Source organism: Streptomyces violascens, from assembly GCF_014649955.1.
Classification (GTDB): Bacteria; Actinomycetota; Actinomycetes; order Streptomycetales; family Streptomycetaceae; genus Streptomyces; species Streptomyces violascens.
In genome coordinates this window covers 495509-517365 of the sequence record NZ_BMUA01000004.1, presented here as the reverse complement: position 1 = coordinate 517365, position 21857 = coordinate 495509, and the positions used below count along the sequence as shown (strand labels likewise).

Here is a 21857-nt window from a genome sequence, read left to right as displayed (position 1 = left end):
TCGTACTCACCCTCTCGGGCTTTCCTCCGGGCGCTTCCCTTCGGTATTTCGTGTTCCCAGCTTAGCAGATCCAATTTCCCGTTTCTGCCACCCGCTGGAGCGGGGATTTCGCTTTCCAGCCTTATCGGCTTTCCGGCGATTCAGACTCTAGCAAGTCCTTTCCGTCTTCCTGACCACCGTCTCCGCAAGCACGCAGAGTCGGAAATCCAGGTTAGGATCGGGACTTGGTAGGCGCCGCCGACCGCCTAATCACAGAGCTGTGATGGGGTCAGGCAGGAGTACGACAGTACAGGCCACCGGGAGTTGAGGCAAATCGTTTCCGGTGTGCACCTAGGTCCGCCAACCGGCACCTGCCGTGCGGAACTAGGACTTCTTATGACTTACCCTTCTGAACAGTACGCCGTCCAGGACAGGTAGTGACGGCGACACTAGAAGCTCCGCCCCTGGGAGGCTCCCCATGACTAGCGTGACGTCCCCACTTGCTGGAAAGGCCATCGGGCTCGCTGCAGTTCCCGACCCCGTCTTCTCCGGCGCGATGGTGGGCCCCGGCACCGCTATTGATCCCGTACGTGAGCCGTCGGCGGCCGTGGCGCCCGTGGATGGCGTCGTTGTGTCCCTGCACCCGCACGCCTTCGTCGTCGTCGACCCCGAAGGACACGGTGTGCTGACGCACCTCGGAATCGACACCGTTCAGCTCAACGGCGAGGGCTTCGAGCTCCTCGTCAACAAGGGCGACACCGTGACGCGCGGCCAGGAGGTCGTGCGCTGGGACCCGGCCGCCGTCGAGGCCGCCGGCAAGTCCGCCATCTGTCCCATCGTGGCTCTCGAGGCCACCACTGACTCCCTCTCCGGTGTCGTCGACAGCGGTGACGTGAAGGCCGGCGACGCGCTGTTCGGCTGGCAGTGACGCCCGCGCCGCCGCGACGGCGCGCTGGACGGACAACAACGGCGGCGGCACTGACCGCCGCGACTATCGGAGACGGGTGAGATGGAGACAACGCTGCGAGGCGTCGGCGTGAGCCACGGTGTGGCGATCGGCGAGGTTCGGCACATGGGCACGGCGGTTCTTGAGCCGCCGGCCAAGCAGATTCCGGCATCGGAGCACGAGCGCGAACAGGGGCGCGCTCGCCAGGCCGTGGAAGCTGTGGCGGCCGACCTGATGGCGCGTGGCAATCTGGCCGGCGGTGAGGCGCAGGCCGTGCTCGAGGCCCAGGCCATGATCGCCCAGGACCCGGAGCTGATGGCCGATGTCGACCGGCGCATCGTCGTCGGCAGCACCGCCGAACGCGCCGTGTACGACGCGTTCTCGCACTACCGCGAGCTGCTTGCCGGTGCCGGCGAGTACATGGCGGGACGGGTCGCCGACCTCGACGACGTACGGAACCGGATCGTGGCGCGCCTGCTCGGCGTACCGATGCCGGGTGTGCCGGACAGCGACGAGCCGTACGTGCTCATCGCGCGGGACCTCGCACCCGCCGACACCGCGCTGCTCGACCCGGCCCTTGTGCTCGGGTTCGTGACCGAGGAGGGCGGGCCCACCAGCCACAGCGCCATCCTGGCGCGGGCGCTCGGTGTTCCGGCGATCGTGGCCCTGCCCGGCGCCGGTGAGCTCGCCGAGGGCACGCTGGTCGCCGTGGACGGCAGCACGGGCGAGATTTTCGTCGACCCGAGCGAGGAGAAGCAGGCCGAGCTCGAGCGGGCCGCCGCCGAGCGCAAGGCCGCGCTGTCCGCCTCGTCCGGCCCGGGTGCCACCTCGGACGGCCACAAGGTTCCGCTGCTCGCCAATGTCGGCGGTCCCGCCGACGTTCCGGCCGCGGTGGAGGCGGGCGCCGAGGGCGTCGGTCTGTTCCGTACCGAGTTCCTCTTCCTCGACGACTCCGCCAAGGCGCCGTCCGAGGAGAAGCAGGTCGAGGCGTACCGCAAGGTGCTGGAGGCGTTCCCCGAGGGGCGCGTCGTGGTGCGGGTCCTGGACGCGGGCGCCGACAAGCCGCTCGACTTCCTGACCCCGGCCGACGAGCCCAACCCGGCGCTCGGTGTGCGTGGTCTGCGCTCGCTGCTCGACCACCCCGAGGTGCTGCGTACGCAGCTGACCGCGCTGGCCAAGGCTGCCGAGGGTCTGCCCGTGTACCTCGAGGTCATGGCGCCGATGGTGGCCGACCGTACCGACGCCAAGGCGTTTGCCGACGCGTGCCGGGAGGCCGGGCTGCAGGCGAAGTTCGGCGCGATGGTGGAGATTCCCTCCGCCGCGCTCCGGGCCCGCTCGATCCTGCAGGAGGTCGAGTTCCTGTCGCTCGGCACCAACGACCTTGCGCAGTACGCCTTTGCCGCCGACCGCCAGGTGGGCGCGGTGTCCCGGCTTCAGGACCCGTGGCAGCCCGCGCTGCTCGACCTGATCTCGCTGTCCGCCGAGGCCGCCAAGGCCGAGGGCAAGAGCTGTGGTGTGTGTGGCGAGGCCGCCTCCGATCCGCTGCTGGCCTGTGTTCTGACGGGTCTTGGTGTGACGAGCCTGTCGATGGGTGCGGCGTCCATTCCTTATGTGCGGGCGACGCTGGCGAAGTACACGCTGGCCCAGTGCGAGCGTGCGGCGTCGGCGGCTCGTGCCGCGGACACTGCCGAGGATGCGCGCAAGGCCGCTCAGGCGGTGCTGTCCGGCGAGTGACCGGACGGTAGTGAGATCGGTGTGGTCGTAAGACCCGTGTGAGAGGGGCTTCCCGTCGCGGTACGGCGGGGAGCCCCTTTTTCCGTGCCTCCCCCTTGTCGTTCTCGTCGTTGCCTCAGTGGTGGCTGTCGGGCTGGTCCACGGGGAATCCGGCGCGGTATTCGACGTCGGGCTCCGGGGCGAGGGGGTCGCCGGTCGCGGCGTCGGTGCAGTAGGCGCTGAAGACCTCGCCCGCGGTCAGCGGGTCGAGCAGGCCCTGGTGCAGGCGCCAGCCGTGCAGCCGGTCGGGGGTGCCGGATTCAGTCGTACGGAGTACCAGCCCACCCGCGCTGTGCAGGGCGATGCCCGCCGCGAGGACCGTCACGAACTCGGCGGTGTCCGTCTCGTCGAGGCGTACCGGGTCGAAGCCCTCCCGCTCGGCGTGGAGGACGGCGATGAGCTGTTCGGCCTGGGCGGGGATGCTGCACACCAGGTGGTGAGTGCCCGGGCCGGCCGCTTCCAGCAGGCCCAGGACGAGGTGCGAGGCGCGGTCGAATGCCTCGCGCCCGATGTCCTGGCCGCATTCGGCGCACTCCCCCGCCTCGGCCAGGAGCAGCGTCGCGTACTCCCAAGTCGCTTTGCGGACGGCCTTGTTGATGAGTTGCGGGACCAGGCTGTCGATGGGCTGGCCCGCGTACGCCACACAGGCGCCGCCCGCCGCCAGTTCGGCCGTGAAGCGGGTGCGGCTGTCCGCCGTGTCCGGGTCGAGGCCCTCCGACGTACAGAACTCTGTGAACTCGTCCGGGTCGAAGAGCGCGACCGTCGTGTGCGCGCCCTGGGCGGCGAGGGCGCGGAGCAGGCCTTCGACCTGGCGGAGGTAGGCCGTGTGGTCGTCGAAGGCGAAGGATCGGTATCTCGTCATGGCCGCGAAGTCGTGCGCGTCGGCGATCAGGCCGACGGTGCTCGGCATTTCACGGCGGAGTGTGCGCCGGATGGCCCGGATGTGATTGGCGTGCGCCATGTTTCCCCCTGAGCACAGTGTTGATCAATGCTCACTCACCGTAACCGACGGCGCTGACAGCGGCGTCCGCCCGGGGCGCGGCCGGGCGAGACGGTGCTGGACCAGGCAGGTGCCCGCGATGACGGTGCCGAAGGTGATCCAGCCGGCGGGCCCGGTCGCGATGGCCGTGGTGACGGCGAGCGGGCCGATGCTGCGCTGGACGGACTGGGCCAGGCCGTGCACCCCGAGGTAGGTGCCCTGCGCCTCGTCGGGTGCGAGGGCGATCGAGAGCTCCCAGGAGATCGTCGCGTGGATGATCTCGGCCAGCGTGAAGGCGGCCGTCGCGATGAGGAGGAAGGCGGTCGCGAGTGCGGCGCCGTGTGCCGCGGAGGCCGCCATGGCCACGCCCGAGAGCGCGAAGATCGCGGAGAGCGGGAACAGGAGCCTCCGGGCCGCCGCCGTGGTGGCGCCGAATCGCGCGAGGGGCACCTGGAGGCCGACCACCATGACGTTGTTGAGCACCATGAGCAGCGGGACGAGGCCGTGCGGGGCGTCGGTGGCGTGCACGGTCCAGAGCGGGAGGCCGACCTTGAACACCGCGTCGTCCAGGAAGAGGACCGTTTCGCTGGCCACGAAGGCGAGGTAGCGGCGGTCGCACCAGGGGTTGGCCGGGTTCGTCCCGGCCGCCGGGTCACCGGGCTTGGCGACCGTGCGCGAGGGCGCCTGGGGTTCGGCACAGAGGGCCGTGATGAGGGCGGAGCCGACGAACGAGAGGGCGTTGCCCGCGAGGAGCCACTCGTAGGCGGAGACCGAGCCGATGGCGAGGGCGCCTGCGGCGGCCAGGCCGCCCACCGCCCAGCCCGCGTTGGCGACGGTCCGGCTGACGGCCTGGTAGCGGACGCGGTCGGGGCCCGCGATCCTGGCCGCGTACAGCTTGGTGAGGACGTTGGCCGAGCGGTCGCCGAAGCTTCCCACGGAGGCGATCAGGAGCAGCAGTACGAAGTTGTCGGTGGTCAGGAGCGCGAACGCGGCGACGGCGCGCAGCGATTGGAGGCCGACGAGGACGCGGGTCAGGGGCAGCCGGTCGGCGATGCGGCCGCCGATGGGCGCCCCCGCGATTCCGACGGCTCCGGACGCGGCGACCAGGGTGCCGATCTGGGTGAGCGAGAGCCCGGCCACGTAGGTGAAGTAGAGGACGGAGACGGCTTCCCAGAGGCCGCTTCCGGTCCTGTCGACGAAGGCGACCGACAGCATCCGGCGGCCGTCTAGGCCTCCTGGGATGCGTTCCCACAGTGCTGCGCGGCGGCGGCTCCAGCTCACTGTTCCCCCTTGACGTCATTTATGTATTGGTACAGAATCTCTTACGTGGCAGCACAATATTCGATCTCTGGTACGACAGCCAAGGGGATTGCCGCGTCCGTCGAGCGCGCGGTCGCCGACGGAGGTCTTGGCCCCGGTGACGCGCTCCCTCCGGTGCGCAGGCTGGCCGATGAACTCACGGTGAGTCCCGGCACGGTCGCCACCGCCTACAAGGAGCTGCGCCGGCGCGGTGTGGTCGTGACCCGTGGGCGCGGCGGAACCGTGGTGGCCCCGGAGCCCGCCGTCGCTTCCCGGAGGCCGCCCAAAGTCCCCGAAGGGCTGCGGGACTTGGCGGGCGGGCATCCCGACTCCGCTTTCCTGCCGGATCTTCCGGGGCTCGTCGCACCGTCGACGGGGCCCCGCTCGCACCGGTCCACACCACGGCTGCCACAGCTGGAGGACCGGGTGCGCGCGTGGTTCGAGGGTGACGGGGTGCCGTCCGAGTGCGTGACGTTCGCCCATGGGGCGCTCGACTGCATCGCGCGGCTGCTGACCACGGAGTTGCGGCCCGGGGACGCGGTGGCGATGGAGGATCCCGGGTACCACCATCTGCTCGACCTGCTGCACGCCATGGGGCTGCGCACGATCGCGGTCGCCGTGGACGACGAGGGCATGCGCCCCAAGGAGCTGCGCGAGGCGCTGCGCGCCGGAGCTCGGGCCGTCGTGTGCAGTCCCCGGGCACAGAATCCGTACGGCGGCTGCTTCTCCCCGGCGCGGCGCGACGAGCTGGTCGAGGTGCTGCGGCAGGCCCCCGAGGTGCTGGTGATCGAGAACGACCATGCCGCCGAGATCGCGGGTGCGGAGCTCAACTCTCTTACGGAGGGCGGACTTTCGCGGTGGGCACAGGTGCGGACCGTGACCAAGTACCTGGGCACGGACCTGCGGTGGGCGGCCACCGCGTGTGACCCGGTGACGCTGGCGCGGCACGACGGGCGGCTGCTGCTCACCTCCGGGTGGGTGAGTCATCTGCTGCAGGCGGCCGTGCTGACCTTGCTGGACGACCCGTCGGCTCAGCTACTGGTGACGCGGGCGGAGGCCACCTATGGGGAGCGGCGTACGGCATTCGTCAAGGAGCTGGTCCGGCGCGGGATTCCGGCGCACGGGGCGAGCGGGATGAATGTGTGGGTTCCGGTCCGCGACGAGTCGGCCGTCGTCAACGGGCTGCGTACGCGCGGCTGGTGGGTGGCGGCCGGAGCCCGCTTCCGGATGGCCTCGGCTCCCGGCGTACGCATCACGGTGGCAGGTCTGGACACTTCTGAGGCGGCGCGGCTGGCCTCGGACTTCGCCGATGTGCTCGGCGAGTCCGAGGCCACCTACGGGGGGTGATCAGCCGCGCTTGCGGGCGATGTCCTCGTAGAAGCGCAGCAGGTCGAGGTTGTCGACCGAGCCGGGGTTGACAGCCTTGTCGAGCGCCGTGCCTTGGAGGAGGCGCTTCACGGGGACCTCGATGCGCTTGCCCGTGAGGGTGTGCGGGACGCCCGGCGCCTCGATGATCTCGTCGGGGACATGACGGGGCGAGAGCTGCTCCCGGATCGCCTGCTTGATCTTCGTACGGAGTGCCTCGTCCAGGACGGCGCCCTCGGCGAGGTGCACGAACAGGGGCATCCAGTAGCCGCCGTCCGGCTCTTCCAGGCCGATGACGAGGGACTCGCGGACCTCCGGAAGGCGCTCGACGACCTCATAGATGTCGGCCGAACCCATGCGCACGCCTTGACGGTTGAGGGTCGAGTCGGAGCGGCCGTGGATGATCACCGAGCCGTGGTCGGTGATGGTGATCCAGTCGCCGTGACGCCATACGCCCGGGAACATGTCGAAATAGCTGTCGCGGTAACGGCTGCCGTCGGGGTCGTTCCAGAACCGGATCGGCATCGAGGGCATCGGGTTGGTGACGACGAGTTCGCCGACCTCGCCGATGACGGGCCGGCCCTGCGCGTCCCAGGCCTGGAGGTCGGTACCGAGGCAGGGTGCCTGGAGCTCGCCGATGTGCACGGGCAGCGTGGGGACCGCTCCCGCGAAGCAGGAGCAGACGTCGGTGCCGCCGCTGACCGAGGCGATCCACAGGTCCTCGCGCACCTCGTCGTGGAGCCAGCGGAACCCGTCGGGCGGCAGCGGCGAACCGGTGGTCGCGACGCCCTTGACGCGGGACAGGTCGAAGTCGCGCCCCGGATGCACCTCGGCCTTGCGGCAGGCCATGACGTACGCGGCCGACGTGCCGAACAGGGTGGCGCCGGTGCGCTCCGCCACGCCCCACTGGGCGCCCGTGTCGGGGTAGCCGGGGCTGCCGTCGTACAGGACGACGGTGGTGCCGGTGAGCAGGCCGGAGACGAGGAAGTTCCACATCATCCAGCCGGTGGAGGTGTACCAGAAGAAACGGTCCTCGGGGCCGAGGTCGCAGTGCAGTCCGAGCTGCTTGAAGTGCTCCAGGAGGATGCCGCCCTGGGACTGCACGATCGCCTTGGGCAGGCCCGTCGTGCCGGAGGAGTAGAGCACCCACAGGGGGTGGTCGAAGGGCACCTGCTCGAAGACGGGCTCCACCTCGTCCGAGGTGAGCGCGGACCATTCGAGGGTGCCCTCGGGGGCGGGTGTCCCGAGCAGCGGGATGTGCACGACGGCGCGCAGGGTGGGCAGTTCGCGGCGCAGTTCCGCGACGACGTCCGTGCGGTCGTGTTCCTTGCCGCCGTAGCGGTAGCCGTCGACGGTGAACAGGACGACCGGCTCGACCTGCTGGAAGCGGTCGAGGACGCTGCGGGCGCCGAAGTCGGGGGCGCACGAGGTCCAGACGGCGCCGACGGCGGCCGAGGCGAGCAGCGCGGTGACCGCCTGCGGGACGTTGGGCAGATAGCCGCTGACCCGGTCGCCGGGTCGTACGCCGAGGGCACGCAACTGGGCGGCCAGCGAGCCGACTTGGGCCCTGAGTGCGGACCAGCTGATCTCGACCGGTGAATGCGTCTCGTCGACGTGCAGGAGGGCCGGGTCGCCTGCCCGCGCGGGGTCCTCGGCGGTGCGCAGCGCGTGTTCCGCGTAGTTCAGGGTGGCCCCCGGGAACCACTGCGCGCCGGGCATCGTTCGATCAGCAAGGACAGCTGCGTATGGGGAGGAGAAGCGGATGTCGAACCAGTCTGCGACGGCTTGCCAGAAGGTGTCGAGTTCGGCCACCGACCAGCGGTGGAGAGCCGGGTACCCGCCCTCGGCCGGTGCCCCGTAGCGCTCGGCCGCCCAGGCCTGGAAGCGGGTGATCCGCGCGGCGGCGATGCGGTCGGAGTCCGGCTGCCACAAGGGCACGGGCTGCGGAGCGGGGTTCGCTGCTGAGGTCATGGGTCGGCTCCCGGGCTGTAACGCGTGATGTGCGTGTTTCCCGCGCACACGCGAAGGGGTGTGCGCGTGAGGCGGCTGACAGGGACGATGCCATGTGATCGTCTTCCGCACCAGGGTCCCCCACCCATAGTCGGATGCCCAGGCATGTGGCGCCACCACGGGTGAACGGCAGTTGAACGAACCGCACGCAGGGCCGTCCGGGTGGCAGGGTGAGCTGCATGAACGGCGATGACCTGGTGCGCTCGGTGAAGGCGGTCGGTTCGGTGCGGGGGCTGCGGGCGATGCGCTCGGCCCTGCGGCGGCGCCGGGCGGACGCGCGGGACCTGCCCGCGCGCGGGCCGGAGCGGGCCCGGGTGCCGGGGGCGGTCATCGAGGCCGAGCCACGCGCCGGCGGCGGGGTGGTGCGGTTCGCGCGTTCCGAGCTGGAGGTGCGGGTCGCGGTGGGCGGCGCGGTGTTCTGGGGCTGGGACGGAGCGGGGCCGGAGCCGTCGTACGCCCTGGGCGGCCGGGCGCCCGCGCCGGATCCGCGGGCGGTCCTCGAGCCGGACAAGGAGGGCGGCTGGCGGGTCGTGTCCGAGCGGCTGACCGTGGTCATCTCCCGGCACGGGGCGGTGGAGGTGAGCACACCGGGCGGGGTCGTGCTGCGGCGCGAGCTGCCGCCGCGCTGGTGGGAACCGGTCGGCGGCGGACCTGCCCGCTGGATGCAGCGGTCCGAAGTGGCCGCCGACGCACGGTTCTTCGGCCTGGGCGGGCGGGCGCACGGGCCCCGGCTGCGGGACGGGGCGTACCGGCTGTGGAACACCGACCCCGGGGGCGGGTTCGCCCCGGGTGACGATCCGCTGTACATCACGATGCCCGTGCAGCTGGTGGTGGCGGACGCGGGGACCCACCTCGCGTTCTATGACAGCACGTGGGACGGGCGGGTGGTGCTGCGCGAGGGCGAGGAGGGAGCGGGGTCCGGGCACGACCGGCCGGGAGCGAGCGAGTTGCGGATGGAGGGAGGACCGCTGCGCTGCTGGGTGGTGGCGGGTACCCCGGCCCGGGTGCTCCAGGGCTGGACGGCGCTGACGGGCGCGCCCGCGCTGCCGCCGTCGTGGGCGCTCGGCCCCCAGCACGCGCGCTGGGGGTTCGGCAGCGAACGCGAGGTGCGGCGGATCGTCGGCGGGTACACCGAGCGCGGTCTGCCGCTGTCGGCACTGCATCTGGACATCGACCACTACGACGCCCACCAGGTCTTCACGGTCGACCGCGACGCCTTCCCGGATGTGCCGCGCCTCGCCAAGGACCTCGCGGAGGAGGGGGTGCGGCTGGTCTCGATCGTCGACCCGGCGGTCAAGGCGGAGCGCGGGAATCCGGTGTACGAGAGCGGCCTGGCCGCCGGGGCCTTCGTCCAGGACGCCCACGGCCACGAGGTGCACGGCGAGGTGTGGCCCGGCGAGTGCGCCTATCCGGACTTCACCGACCCCAAGGCTCGCTCCTGGTGGGGCGGGCTCTACCAGGAGCGGCTCGACCAGGGCTTCGCCGGGGTGTGGCACGACATGAACGAGCCGGTGGCGTTCGCGCCCTTCGGGGATCCGACGCTGCCCCGGTCCGCGCGGCACGACCTGGACGGCCGCGGTGGCGATCACCGCGAGGCCCACAATGTGTACGGCCTCACCATGGCTCGCGCCGGGTACGAGGGGCTGCGCCGGCTGCGCCCCGACGAGCGGCCGTTCCTCTTCTCGCGCTCCGGCTGGGCCGGTATGCAGCGCTACGGCGGCACCTGGTCCGGCGATGTGGCGACCGGCTGGCCCGGGCTGCGTGCCTCGCTGTCCCTGGTGCTGGGGCTCGGCCTGTGCGGCGTGCCGTATTCGGGCCCCGACGTGGGCGGCTTCACCGGCAGCCCCTCGCCCGAGCTGTATCTGCGCTGGTTCCAGCTGGGTGCCTGGCTGCCCCTGTTCCGTACGCATGCGGCGAAGTGGGCGGGGCGGCGGGAGCCCTGGGAGTTCGGCCCGAAGATCCTGGAGAGCGCGCGGGCGGCGCTGGCCGAACGGCAGCGGCTGCACCCTTACTTCGTGACGCTGGCCCACTTGGCGCGGATGACCGGGGCGCCCTATGTGCGCCCGGTGTGGTGGGGCGTGCCGGGCGACCGGGCGCTGCGCGACTGCGAGGACTCGTTCCTGCTCGGCGATGCGCTGCTCGTGGCCCCGGTCCTGGAGCGCGGCGCCGACCGGCGGGCGGTGCGCCTGCCGCGCGGGCGCTGGTACGACACCACGACCGGCGAGGCCCATGTCGGCCCGGGCACGGTGCTCCTCAACGCCCCCCTGTCCCGGATCCCGGTCCTCGCCCGGGCCGGTTCGGTGATCCCGGTGCGGGGCGACGGAGGCGGCCTGGAGCTCGAGGTGTGGGCGCCGGCCGCCGGGCGTACCGGGGGCGGGATCGTGGTGCGGGACGCGGGGGACGGCTGGGAGCCGGCGAAGGTCGAGCGATTCTCGACCCGGGTCGCCAACGGCCGGGTGGTGGTGGAGCCGGTCGACGGCGGGGCGAGCGGTGCGGTCGGATACCCGGTGCGGGTGCGGGGGGCGGTGCGCTGAGCCGCCCGCGCCGGGCGGGGTGGCGCGCCCCGAAGGAGCGCGGAGAAGTGCGCGACCAGCCCCGACGGCCCGCAGTCGCATACCCGCACCCCCGCGGAGCGCTCAGCGGTACTCCCCCGCGAACCACTTCCGCACCGCCTCCGTATGCAGCGGAAACGTCAACTCGGCCGGTTCACGCAGCAGTTCCCAGCCCTCGGTCTCGTCGGTGGGCCGCCGGGGCGGCAGGGCCTCGGCCGGGCGGGACGGCAACAGGCCGAACAGCAGGAGGTGTTCGGGGGAGCTCAGGGCGTCCGCGAGGCGGACCTCGCCGACCGGGGCCTCGATGCCGGTCTCCTCCTTGAGTTCGCGTACGACGGCGTCCTGCCAGGTCTCGCCGAGGTCGATGAAGCCACCGGGCAGGGCCAGGCCGCCCAGTTGCGGCTCGATGGTGCGGGTGATGACGACGAGGCCGGTGCCGCGTGCGTCGACAACCGGCAGGAGCGCGATCGCGACGGGGAGCGGATTGCGGTACGCGACCGTGCCGCAGGCCGTACAGCCGCGAGGCCAGGCGCCGTCCGCGGCGGCGTACGGTGCTCCGCACGCAGCGCAGTGGGAGTCGTTGAGGGGCGGGTTCGGGGTCGCGGTCACCCGCGGACTCTAGTCGATGCCCGTTTTCGAACCGAGAGCCCAGGACCAACCGGCCTATCCTGCCCACCAGTTGACCTGATAGAGGGTGTGCACATGACACGACATGCCGAACGACAGGACACCACCTCCAGGGCCTCCCGGCGAACGCCGTCGCGGGCGTTGCGGATGCTGCGCGGGCTCGCCGCCGGAGCTGCCGCGCTGCTCACCGTCGCCGCCCTCTCCCCCACCGCCCGGGCGGAGCCGGAGCCGAAGGCGCCCGAGGTGTTCGTGGCGCTGAGTTCCGTCGACCCCTCGATCATTCAGGAGATGCGCTACATCACCCCGCACGACTTCGTGGGTGAGCCGATCGACGGATACCGGCAGCCGCTGTGCATCCTGACCCGGCCGGCCGCCGAGGCGCTGCACCGGGCGCAGCTGAAGCTGCTGCGGCAGGGCTACTCCCTGAAGGTGTACGACTGCTACCGGCCGCAGCGGGCCGTCGACCACTTCGTGCGCTGGGCGAAGGACCTGGACGACGAGCGGATGAAGGCCGAGTTCTATCCGCGCGTCGACAAGTCGAGGCTGTTCGCGGACGGGTACATCGCCGAGAAGTCCGGGCACAGCCGGGGCAGCACGATGGATCTCACCCTCGTGAAGCTGCCCGCTCTGCCCACCCGGCCCTACCACCCGGGCCAGCCGCTCGTGCCCTGCTACGCGCCGAAGAACGATCGCTTCCCCGACAACTCCGTCGACATGGGGACCGGTTTCGACTGCTTCGACACCCTGGCGCACACCGACGACCCGCGCATCCAGGGCGCACAGCGGGCGAATCGGCAGTTCCTGAAGAGCACGCTCGCGGCGCAGGGCTTCGTCAATCTGCCCGAGGAGTGGTGGCACTTCACGTATCAGCCGGAGACCTTCCCCGACACGTACTTCGATTTCCCCGTGGCGTGGCGGTCCGTGGCCGGGCACTGAATTCCGGTTCGGCCGGTCACTCCGTCACGGCCAGGATGGATGCCTGCGGCACCTGGTTCCGCTTGAGGACCGAGCGGGCGGCCGGGGCCACCCCCGTGGGTCCCGGGCGCCCGCTCTGTCTTCTCGGACGCGAAGCAGCCGTATCCGGTTCTCCGAAGAGCGATTAGGTTCTGCCGCATGACGAACACGACGAAGCCCACGTCCGACGCGCCGAAGCCCACGTTCGATTCGTACGAGGAGTTCTGGCCCTACTACGTGGCGATGCACTCCAGGGCCGCCACCCGCTGGGTGCATCTGACGGGCACCCTCACCGGGCTCGCGATCACCGCCTACGGGCTCGCGCGCGGGCGGAAGCGGTACGCGCTCGCCCTGCCGCTCATCGGGTACGGAACGGCCTGGCCCGCGCACTGGTTCATCGAGAGGAACAACCCGGCGACCTTCGGGCACCCCTGGTGGTCGCTGCGCGGGGACCGGCAGATGATCTCGATGATGCTGGCCGGGCGCGACCGTGAGCTCGGCGAGATCGCCGCCAAGTGGCTGGCCGAGAACCGCTGAGCCCGGGGCAGGACCCGACCGCCCCTCCCCAACTCCGGTTGCCCGTGGCACACTTCTGACGTTCCGTCAGAAGTGAATGTCGGGAGGGGACTTGACAGTCGCACGCACGCGCACGCCTGTGGTCGCGGGATGGTTCACGGACGCGGAGGAGCCGGATTTCCGGCTGCTCGGCACCCGGTGCGCCGCCTGCTCCTCCGTCTTCTTTCCGCGCGAGGACTCCTTCTGCCGCAATCCCGGGTGCGAGGGCGGCGAGCTGGAGGAGGTGCCACTCTCCCGGCGGGGCCATGTGTGGTCGTACACCGACGGCCGCTACCGGCCGCCCGCACCGTATGTGTCCGACCCCCATGTGGAGTGGGAGCCCTATGTCCTGGTCGCCGTCGAGCTGGCGGCCGAGCGGATGGTCGTGCTCGGCCAGGCCGCGCCCGGGGTGAGCACCACCGATCTGGCGGTCGGAATGGAGGTCGAGGTGGCGCCCGGCATGCTCAACGAGGATGCGGTGACCACCTGGACGACCTGGCACTGGCGGCCCGTGGAGGTGGCGTAGTGAGCGGCGACATCGCGGTCCTGGGTGCGGGAATGCACCCGTGGGGCAAGTGGGGACGGAGTTTCGTCGAGTACGGGACGGTCGCGGCCCGGGCCGCGCTCGCCGATGCCGGGGTCGACTGGACGGACGTGCGCTCCGTGGTCGGCGCGGACACCGTGCGCGGCGGCTACCCCGGCTATGTGGCGGGGGCGACCTTCGCGCAGGCGCTCGGCTGGCAGGGCGCGCGCGTAACCAGCGTGTACGCGGCCTGCGCCTCCGGTGCGCAGGCGATCAACACGGCGCGGGCGCAGATCCTGGCAGGGATGGCGGACGCGGTGCTCGTGGTGGGGGCCGATGCCGCGCCGAAGGGGTTCTTCGCGCCGGCCGGGGGCGACCGCCACGACGACCCGGACTGGCTGCGCTTCCGGGTGCTCGGCGCGACCAACCCCGCCTACTTCGGCCTGTACGCCCGCCGCCGCATGGCGCTGCACGGCGACACCGTCGAGGACTTCGCGCAGGTCAAGGTGAAGAACGCGGCGGCCGGAGCGCTCAATCCGAACGCCCGCTACCGCAAGGCCGTGAGCGCCGAGGAGGTCGCCGCCTCGGCCGTCGTCGCCGACCCGCTGCGGCTGCTCGACATCTGCGCCACCTCGGACGGCGCCGCGGCGCTGGTCCTGACCAGCATGGACTTCGCCCGTCGGCACGGCGCCACCGACCCGGTCCGCATCCGCGCGGTCTCCACGGTCACCCCCACCTACCCCAAGGCGGTGCTCGACCTGCCCGACATCGCGACGGACTCGGCGGCCGCCGTCGAACCCTCCCCGCACTCGTTCCGGGCGTCCATCGCACGGGCCGCGTACGAGGAGGCGGGCATCGGGCCCGAGGAGCTGTCGCTGGCCGAGGTGTACGACCTGTCCACCGCGCTTGAGCTGGAGTGGTACGAGGACCTCGGGCTGTGCGGCACAGGCGAAGGGGCCAAGCTCGTGCGGGACGGGGCGACCGCGCTCGGGGGGCGGATCCCGGTCAATGCGAGTGGCGGATTGGCGTCGTTCGGGGAGGCTGTGCCCGCCCAGGCCATCGCCCAGGTATGCGAGCTCACCTGGCAGTTGAGGGGGACGGCGGGAGCCCGGCAGGTCGCTGGAGCCCGGGTCGGAATCACCGCGAATCAGGGCCTTTTCGGACACGGCTCCTCGGTGGTGGCGGTGCACTGAACCGACATGCCCGATCACCCGGATATGTATCGGGCATCCGGAACGTACCCTCCCGTATTCTCCGCTCCGTACGCCAACAGTCCATGCTGTCGGCGACCTTGACGGCCCATCACGGCCGGTGAAAACTTCCGGTTGTCTCTCGGCAACGCCGTATTCCGGCTCCCGGCCGCGCAGCAGGCGCGTGGCTGTCCGGCGCCGCCGCCACGGGTGAATTCCGCCGAAGGGGCACGCTCGACGCGACGCCGGCCGGCGTCCGGGTTCGCCCCTCGGCCGGCCTTGCCGCCAGGGGACACGCGCACCGTGCACGGAGACCGGGGCACACCCCGGGCGAGGGCCAAGGAGCCGCGATGAGCAACGGGGACATATTCGTCGGTGAAGTGCTCGGCACATCGATCCTGGTCCTGTTCGGGGCCGGGGTGTGTGCCGCCGTCACCCTCAAGCACTCCAAGGCGAGAGCGGCCGGCTGGGTCGTCATCGCCTTCGGCTGGGGCTTCGGCGTGCTGGCCGGGGCGTACACGGCCGGGCCGCTCTCGGGCGGCCAGCTGAACCCGGCCGTCACCATCGGCATCGCGATCGACACCGGCAGCTGGGACAAGGTGTGGATCTACCTGTGCGGCGAGATGACGGGCGCACTGCTCGGCGCCGTACTCGCCTATCTCGCCTACTTCGCGCAGTTCCAGGCCAACGCCGACAAGGACGACGCGCTGGCGACGCTCGGCATCTTCTCCACGATTCCCGAAATCAGGAACCCCGTCGCCAATCTGGTGACCGAGATCATCGCGACCATCGGGCTCGTGCTGCCGGTGCTCTCCTTCGGCAACACCAAGGGGCTCGGCGAGTCCGGCGTCACGGTGCTCGTGGTGGCGCTGCTCGTGGTCGGCATCGGGCTCTCGCTCGGCGGCCCGACGGGGTACGCCATCAACCCGGCACGCGACCTCGGCCCGCGTATCGTCCACGCCCTGCTGCCGATCCCCAACAAGGGCACATCCGACTGGAGTTACGCCTGGATCCCGGTGGTCGGGCCGCTGATCGGCGGGGCGCTGGGCGGCCTCATCCACCACGCAGCCTTCTGACCCGCAGCCTTCAGAACTAGGGGTAGCCATGACGGACAGGTTCGTCGCCGCGATCGACCAGGGGACCACCTCCAGCCGCTGCATCATCTTCAACCAGGACGGGGCGATCGTCGCCGTCGACCAGCGTGAGCACCGGCAGATCTTCCCCAAGCCCGGCTGGGTGGAGCACGACGCCACCGAGATCTGGTCCAAGGTGCAGGCCGTGGTGGCGGGCGCGCTCGCCAGGGCCGGGCTGCGCGCCGAGCAGCTCAGCGCGCTCGGCATCACCAATCAGCGCGAGACGACGGTCCTCTGGGACCGGGCGACCGGCAAGCCCGTGCACAACGCGATCGTCTGGCAGGACACCCGGACCTCCGCGCTCTGCCACGAACTGGGCGCCACCGACGGACAGGACCGGTTCCGCGAGGCCACCGGGCTGCCGCTCGCGAGCTACTTCTCGGGACCCAAGGCGGCCTGGCTGCTCGACAACGTCCCGGGGCTGCGGACGCGCGCCGAACGCGGCGAGATCGCGTTCGGGACGATCGACTCCTGGCTGATCTGGAACCTGACCGGCGGCACGTCGGGCGGAGTGCACGTCACGGACGTCACCAACGCCTCGCGCACGATGCTGATGAACCTGGAGACCCTGCAATGGGACCCCGAGATCCTCGCCGCGATGAACGTGCCCCGCGCGATACTTCCGGAGATCCGGTCCTCGGCGGAGGTTTACGGAACCGCCATCGGCCAAGTGGCGGGCGTTCCCGTCGCCTCTGCGCTCGGCGACCAGCAAGCGGCGATTTTCGGACAGGCCTGCTACGACACGGGAACCGCGAAGAACACGTACGGGACGGGAAGCTTCCTGCTCCTCAACACCGGCGCCCGGCCGGTCCCTTCGAAGAGCGGGCTGATCACCACCGTCGGCTACAAGATCGGTGAACAGGCGCCCGTCTACTGCCTGGAGGGCTCGATCGCCATCACCGGAGCCCTGGTGCAGTGGTTCCGCGACCAGCTCGGCATCATCCGCAGCGCCGACGAGATCGAAGCCCTCGCGGCGAGCGTCGACGACAACGGCGGGGCCTACATCGTGCCCGCCTTCTCCGGGCTCTTCGCGCCCTACTGGCGCTCCGATGCGCGGGGTGTCATCACGGGGTTGACCCGGTACGTCACGAAGGCGCACCTCGCGCGCGCCGTCCTGGAGGCGACGAGCTGGCAGACCCGCGAGGTCGTGGACGCCATGTACCAGGACTCTGGAGTGCAGATCACGACGCTCAAGGTGGACGGCGGCATGACCGCCAACAACCTTCTGATGCAGCATCAGGCGGATGTGCTCGGGGTCCCCGTGATCCGCCCCAAGGTGTCCGAGACGACGTGTCTGGGGGCGGCGTACGCGGCCGGGCTCGCCACCGGGGTGTGGTCGGACCTCGACGAACTCAAGGCGCACTGGCAGCGCGATGTGGAATGGTCTCCGCGTATGGAGGGCCAGGTCCGCGAGCGCGAGTACGCCAACTGGCGCAAGGCGGTGGAGCGCAGCCTCGGCTGGCACGAGGAGGGCGGCCAGTAGGCTCCCACGAACGCGCGGCCCGTACCCCGGTCGGTGGGGGTACGGGCCGCGCTGCACGCGTGCGCGAGGCCTCAAGTGGTGGCGGGCTGGCGGGACTTCGCGGACATCGCCATGGCGTGCTCGACCACGCCGACGAGGATCTCCTTGACGGACTCGCGGACCCGCGCGTCGCACATCAGGAGCGGCACCTCGGGGTCGAGGTCGAGGGCCGCGCGCACCGTGTCGACCGGGTAGCGGGCCGCGTCGTCGAAGCAGTTGACGGCGACGGTGAACGGGATGCCACGCCGTTCGAAGTAGTCGATGCCGGCGAAGCAGTCCTCCAGACGGCGGGTGTCGGCGAGGACGACCGCGCCCAGCGCCCCCTGCGCCAGCTCGTCCCAGAGGAACCAGAACCGGTCCTGGCCCGGGGTGCCGAAGAGGTACAGCACCAGGTCCTCGCGGAGCGTGATGCGCCCGAAGTCCATGGCCACCGTGGTGGTGCTCTTGCCCTCCACACCCGCGAGGTCGTCGACCGGGCGGCCCGCCTCACTGAGACGTTCCTCGGTGCGCAGTGGCCGGATCTCGCTCACCGCGCCGACCAGGGTGGTCTTGCCGACGCCGAAGCCGCCGGCGACGAGGATCTTGAGCGTCACCGGATCGACGTGCCGCTTCCTGCGGCTAGAGCGCCCGAAGGCCATTGATCACCTCGCGGAGAAGGGACTCGTCCGGCAGCTCGGCCGGAGGAACGGGTCGGGTTACATGCACCAGGGCGTCGGCGACGAGATCGCCGACCAGGACCCTCACCACCCCGACGGGGAGGTCGAGTCCGGCCGCGAGTTCGGCGATCGACTGCGGGGAGTCGCCGCAGCGTTCGACGATCTCCACGTGCTCGGGTGAGAGCGTCTGGTCGCGGCCCGGGTCGTCGGCCGCGGGTTCCGGGACGACCACAGCGATCAGGTCGAGACGGTGCTGGCCGGCGCTGGTGGTGCGGCCGCGCGTCATGGCGTACGGACGCACCACCGGTCCCGCGTCGTCGTCGAACCAGTGGTGCGGCCGCCCGGGGGCCGCCGCGTGGCTCTGCGACTGCTCCTGGGCCCGCTGGTCTGCGTCACTCATCGCGTCCCCCCGCTCATGACGTTCCCCACTCACCCTCCGGTGTGCAGGCCGGTCCGTGGTGCGGTGGTCAGATGGGCGCCGACCCGCTTGACCATCAGTGTCATCTCGTACGCGACCTGGCCGACGTCGGAGTCGGCGTCGGACAGCACGGCCAGACAGCTGCCGTCGCCGGCGGCCGTCACGAAGAGGAAGGCGTCGTCGAGCTCGACGACGGTCTGGCGGACCTTGCCCGCCTCGAAGTGGCGGCCGACGCCCTTGGCGAGGCTGTGGAAGCCGGAGGCCACGGCGGCCAGGTGCTCGCCGTCCTCGCGGGTGAGGCCGCGCGAGGTTCCGGTGGCGAGGCCGTCGCTGGAGAGCACCAGGGCCTTGCGGATGGAGCCGACGCGGTCGACCAGCTCGTCGAGAAGCCAGTTGAGTTCGCCGGAACCGCTCCCTGCGTTGCGTGCTGCGGCTGAGTCCTGTGGCGCGGTCATCGACCGTCCCCCTCCGGTGTGGTTCGTCGTGCGGTGTCGCCTCGGGCAGGTGCGGACGGTCCTTCCGCGGTGTCCGATGCGGCGTTCTGGCGGCGGCCGCGCTGCCAGCCGCGCTGCAGTGCGGCCATGCGGTCGCGCACCTCGTCGGCGTCGCGCTCCGGCTCGGGCCCGTCCTCGGGCTCGGGCGCGGGGTGCCGGCCGTCGGGTGCGTCCTTGAGCTGGGGAGCCAGGCTGGCCTGGCGGACCCGGCGGGGCAGCCCGCCGAGCGGGGTCTCGTCCTCGGGCCGCTGTGCTCCGGGAAGGCTGCCCCAGGACGGTGCGGAGCTGGGCGCGCCCGGCAGGTCGGCCGGGTTGGCGGGCCCCGACGCGGGCGGCTCGGAGAGGCCCGCGGGCTTCACCGGCGTCAGCCCTGACGGCTGCGGCGCGGGCCGAAGGTGCTGCGGGGGCTGGGGAGTCGAGGAGCGCGGCGGCTGGGGCGTACGGCGCTCGGGCAGCCGGTTGCCGAACGTGCGGTCCCCCTCGGGAGCCGGGTCCGGCTCGGGGGCCGGGTGGCCGCGCCCGGGGCCGTCCACGCGGCGGCCGTTGTCACTGACCAGGGTCGGCACCCGATGGCGGCGCGGCAGCGGCACGGGGCCCTGCTCCTCGCCCTCGTCGGCGGCCTGCTGGTGCTGCTGGCGGTCGTCGGCCGGCTCGGGGGCCCGGCGGGCGGAGCGCAGCAGCCCGCTGCGTGAGGCCTCGATCTCGTCGAGGCCCGCAGGCGCTTCGAGCACGGAGGGCGCCTCCAGACCCAACGGGTCGAGCGGGGGCTCCAGTTCGACCGGGCCGTCCAGGACCGACTGGCCGGGAATGCCGACGGGCAGCGGGGAGAGCGCGCGGCGCGGGGCGTCCGGAACTCTGTTGCCGTCGCCCTTGGCAGCCTTGCGGTCGAGCCGGAACCCGGTGCCCTCGGTGTCGGGCGCGTCGGTGAGCAGAGTCGCCGGGATGAACACGACCGCGGTGGTGCCTCCGTACGGAGACGGCTGGAGCGAGACCCGTACGTTCTGGCGCTGGGCGAGCCGGCTGACCACGAACAGGCCGAGCCGGTCGGTGTCGGAGAGCTCGAACTCGGGGGTCTCGGCGAGCCGCAGGTTCGCGTCGAGGAGCATCTCGGGAGCCATGCCGAGGCCTCGGTCGTGGATCTCCAGGGTGAAGCCGTTGGCGACCCGCTCTCCGTGCACCTGGACGGCGGTGTGCGGGGGCGAGAACACCGTGGCGTTCTCCAGGAGTTCGGCGATGAGGTGGGTGAGGTCGGCGACGGCCGGGCCGCCGACGCCGAGCCGGGGCAGCCTGCGCACCTCGATGCGCTCGTAGTCCTCGACCTCGGCGACCGCGGCCCGTACGACGTCCATGAGCTGGACGGGCTTGCGCCACTGGCGGGAGGGGGCCGCGCCGGACAGGATCACCAGGCCTTCGGCGTGCCGGCGCATGCGGGTGGTGAGGTGGTCGAGGCGGAAGAGATCGGCTAGCTCGTCGGTGTCCTCGGTGCGCCGCTCCATGGTGTCCAGGAGCGTCAACTGACGATGCAGGAGCACCTGGTTGCGTCGTGCGAGGTTGACGAACACCTCGGAGACGCCGCGGCGCATGTCGGCCTGCTTGACGGCGGCCTCGACGGCGGCGCGCTGCAGGGTGTTGAGGGCCTGGCCGACCTGGCCGACCTCGTCGCGTTCGTAGTCGAGGCGCGGCGCCTCGGTCTCGACGTCGACCTGTTCACCGGCGGCGAGACGGCGCATCACGCTCGGCAGCCGCACGCCGGAGACCTCGTGCGCCTCCTTGCGGAGGCGGGTGAGGTCGCGGATCAGCTCGCGGCCGATGCGTACCGACATGAACAGCGAGATCAGCAGGGCGAGGAAGCCGAGCACCCCGGCGAGCCCCGCCTTGATCAGTACGTTGAAGGCGACCGGCTCGACCCGGTCCTGGTAGCGGTTGCCTGCCTCGGTGCCCATCTGGGCGAGGTGGTCGAGGACGGGGGTTGCGGCCTGCTGCCAGCGGGCGGCGTCGATGTGCCGGGGGTCCTTGGCGGGCCCGGCATCGACGATGGCGGCTTCGGCGGTGCGCAGGGCCTCGGTGTCGGGGCCGCGCCAGTACTGCTCGAAGACGTCGCGTTCGGAGGCTGGCAGGATCTCCAGGTTGGTGTCGTAGAGCAGCTGCCGGTTGGCCACCAGGTCGGAGATCCGGCGCAGTTCGGGAGCCGTCGTCTTCGGCGTGATGAGGGACGAGGCGACGAGGGCGTCCTCGCGCGACAGCATCTCGCGGGCCCGGGTGATGCCGACGAGGGCCCGGCCCTGCTTGTCCATCTCCACGTTCTCCAGGGCGTGGAGATTCATGAGAAAGCTGTAGCAGGGGTCGATGAGGCGGTTGTAGAACTCCAGCGCCTGCTGCCGGTCGAAGCTGCCCTGGTCGATGGACTGGCGCAGCGAGGCCGTGGAGTCGAAGCCGTCGAGCACGGACTTGAGGCGGGCCTTGGCGACGGGCTGGAGGTCGCCGCGGACGTCCGAGTCCTGTGCTGCTGCCCGGATCTGGGCCATGGCGGTGTCGGTGGCCGAGCGGCGGCTGCGCAGCGCGGCGAGGGCTTCGGAGGGGCGTTCGTCGGCGAGGTAGACGAGGGTCTGGCGGCGCTCCTGCTGGAGGACACGGACCGTGTCCTCGATGGGGTAGCCGACCTTCTTGACGATGTTCGCCACGTCCATCAGCTCGTTGGCCTGCCGGCCGGTGAGATAGGTGGAGAACCCCCACAGCGCGGTAAGGGAGATGAGCGGCACGAGCAGCAACGCCACGATCTTCCTGCGGATGGACTTCCCGCGAAAGCGCATGGCCTCCCCCAGATCAACCGTCAACAAACGGCGTGAGCCTACTACTGACACACAGACAACTCGAAGGCACGT

At 71.4% G+C, this 21857-nt stretch carries 18 protein-coding genes; 10 read left to right on the top strand and 8 right to left on the bottom strand.

Translation table 11 applies throughout. From position 1 onward, the window contains the following. Positions 1-457 precede the first annotated feature (457 nt). Together IE206_RS13380 and ptsP are read left to right on the top strand one after the other, a co-directional pair. The gene (locus IE206_RS13380) at positions 458-907 is read left to right on the top strand and encodes a PTS sugar transporter subunit IIA (RefSeq protein WP_189962310.1); all 450 of its coding nucleotides are present in this window, start codon (positions 458-460) and stop codon (positions 905-907) included. Between the two features lie 81 nt (positions 908-988). Next, positions 989-2659 (top strand): phosphoenolpyruvate--protein phosphotransferase, encoded by a 1671-nt coding sequence (ptsP, locus tag IE206_RS13375; protein WP_189962309.1) that lies wholly within the window; start codon positions 989-991, stop codon positions 2657-2659. Positions 2660-2774: 115 nt separating this feature from the next. Here ptsP and IE206_RS13370 read toward each other — a convergent pair whose 3' ends face one another. Together IE206_RS13370 and IE206_RS13365 are read right to left on the bottom strand one after the other, a co-directional pair. After that, positions 2775-3659, bottom strand: a complete 885-nt coding sequence (locus IE206_RS13370; protein WP_189962308.1) for a DUF8829 domain-containing protein — start codon at positions 3657-3659, stop codon at positions 2775-2777. Between the two features lie 24 nt (positions 3660-3683). Beyond that, positions 3684-4958, bottom strand: coding sequence for an MFS transporter (locus IE206_RS13365; RefSeq protein ID WP_308433925.1), 1275 nt, complete (start codon positions 4956-4958; stop codon positions 3684-3686). Positions 4959-5003: 45 nt separating this feature from the next. Here IE206_RS13365 and IE206_RS13360 point away from each other — a divergent pair, with 45 nt between their 5' ends. Next, a complete protein-coding gene (locus IE206_RS13360) occupies positions 5004-6323 on the top strand; it encodes an aminotransferase class I/II-fold pyridoxal phosphate-dependent enzyme (protein WP_226598727.1) in 1320 nt (439 codons plus the stop codon). Here IE206_RS13360 and IE206_RS13355 read toward each other — a convergent pair whose 3' ends face one another. Continuing rightward, positions 6324-8312: an acetoacetate--CoA ligase gene (locus IE206_RS13355; RefSeq protein ID WP_189962307.1), complete on the bottom strand. Its 1989-nt coding sequence runs from the start codon at positions 8310-8312 to the stop codon at positions 6324-6326. Positions 8313-8530: 218 nt separating this feature from the next. Between IE206_RS13355 and IE206_RS13350 the strand changes: the two genes are divergently transcribed. Continuing rightward, positions 8531-10885 carry a glycoside hydrolase family 31 protein gene (locus tag IE206_RS13350; RefSeq protein WP_189962306.1) on the top strand — a complete coding sequence of 785 codons (2355 nt, stop codon included), beginning with the start codon at positions 8531-8533 and terminating at the stop codon, positions 10883-10885. 102 nt (positions 10886-10987) lie between these two features. Here the strand turns inward: IE206_RS13350 and IE206_RS13345 are convergent, their stop codons facing one another. After that, on the bottom strand, positions 10988-11512 hold the full coding sequence (locus IE206_RS13345; protein WP_189962305.1) for an NUDIX domain-containing protein: 525 nt from the start codon (positions 11510-11512) through the stop codon (positions 10988-10990). A 165-nt stretch (positions 11513-11677) separates the two neighbouring features. On the opposite strand from IE206_RS13345, the gene IE206_RS13340 reads away from it, so the two are divergent. The 6 genes from IE206_RS13340 (at position 11678) to glpK (ending at position 17368) form a co-directional block, all read left to right on the top strand. Then, on the top strand, positions 11678-12466 hold the full coding sequence (locus IE206_RS13340; protein WP_189962344.1) for a M15 family metallopeptidase: 789 nt from the start codon (positions 11678-11680) through the stop codon (positions 12464-12466). A 177-nt stretch (positions 12467-12643) separates the two neighbouring features. Beyond that, positions 12644-13021, top strand: coding sequence for an Mpo1-like protein (locus IE206_RS13335; RefSeq protein ID WP_189962304.1), 378 nt, complete (start codon positions 12644-12646; stop codon positions 13019-13021). A 118-nt stretch (positions 13022-13139) separates the two neighbouring features. Next, on the top strand, positions 13140-13565 hold the full coding sequence (locus IE206_RS13330) for a Zn-ribbon domain-containing OB-fold protein (protein ID WP_189962343.1): 426 nt from the start codon (positions 13140-13142) through the stop codon (positions 13563-13565). Then, positions 13565-14755 (top strand): lipid-transfer protein, encoded by a 1191-nt coding sequence (locus tag IE206_RS13325; protein WP_189962303.1) that lies wholly within the window; start codon positions 13565-13567, stop codon positions 14753-14755. Before IE206_RS13330 ends, IE206_RS13325 begins: the two co-directional genes overlap by 1 nt. A 347-nt stretch (positions 14756-15102) precedes the next feature. Further along, positions 15103-15828, top strand: a complete 726-nt coding sequence (locus IE206_RS13320) for an MIP/aquaporin family protein (protein ID WP_189962302.1) — start codon at positions 15103-15105, stop codon at positions 15826-15828. A gap of 28 nt (positions 15829-15856) precedes the next feature. Further along, positions 15857-17368 carry a glycerol kinase GlpK gene (glpK, locus tag IE206_RS13315; protein WP_189962301.1) on the top strand — a complete coding sequence of 504 codons (1512 nt, stop codon included), beginning with the start codon at positions 15857-15859 and terminating at the stop codon, positions 17366-17368. 71 nt (positions 17369-17439) lie between these two features. Here the strand turns inward: glpK and IE206_RS13310 are convergent, their stop codons facing one another. The 4 genes from IE206_RS13310 to IE206_RS13295 are packed head-to-tail and all read right to left on the bottom strand — an operon-like array spanning position 17440 to position 21785. Beyond that, positions 17440-18045 carry a GTP-binding protein gene (locus IE206_RS13310; RefSeq protein ID WP_053724432.1) on the bottom strand — a complete coding sequence of 202 codons (606 nt, stop codon included), beginning with the start codon at positions 18043-18045 and terminating at the stop codon, positions 17440-17442. Next, on the bottom strand, positions 18026-18463 hold the full coding sequence (locus tag IE206_RS13305; RefSeq protein WP_189962300.1) for a DUF742 domain-containing protein: 438 nt from the start codon (positions 18461-18463) through the stop codon (positions 18026-18028). Before IE206_RS13305 ends, IE206_RS13310 begins: the two co-directional genes overlap by 20 nt. 29 nt (positions 18464-18492) lie before the next feature. Continuing rightward, on the bottom strand, positions 18493-18936 hold the full coding sequence (locus IE206_RS13300; protein ID WP_189962299.1) for a roadblock/LC7 domain-containing protein: 444 nt from the start codon (positions 18934-18936) through the stop codon (positions 18493-18495). Next, complete coding sequence (locus tag IE206_RS13295; protein WP_189962298.1) at positions 18933-21785, bottom strand: nitrate- and nitrite sensing domain-containing protein; 2853 nt, start codon at positions 21783-21785, stop codon at positions 18933-18935. The genes IE206_RS13300 and IE206_RS13295 overlap by 4 nt, the downstream gene beginning before the upstream one ends. Positions 21786-21857: the final 72 nt, after the last annotated feature.